We start from the raw sequence: 207 nt of genomic DNA on the forward strand, positions 1-207 counted from the left end.
TGCGATCACGGGGCCGGCGAACGGCTCGACCCAGCCCACGTCCATGCCGGCGGCGCGGGCGACGTCCTCCAGGCTTTGTCCGGCACGGACGCGTGCCTGGATCTCCCGTGGGGTCAGCGCGCTGTCCATGTCGATCTCCAGGTGGGTGGCCTGCGGCGCCTGGCGCACCGGACCCCTGGCGTTGTGGACACGGTCTCGGTGAGTCAT

Annotated in this window: 1 protein-coding gene; it reads right to left on the minus strand. The window is 71.5% G+C overall.

The window, feature by feature from the left end; translation table 11 throughout:
- A partial coding sequence (sepH, locus tag BN358_RS28315) for a septation protein SepH (RefSeq protein ID WP_157593332.1) occupies positions 1-207 on the minus strand: 207 nt, incomplete at its 3' end.

It is taken from the genome of Sedimentibacter sp. B4, assembly GCF_000309315.1.
GTDB classification, from domain to species: domain Bacteria; phylum Bacillota; class Clostridia; order Tissierellales; family Sedimentibacteraceae; genus Sedimentibacter; species Sedimentibacter saalensis.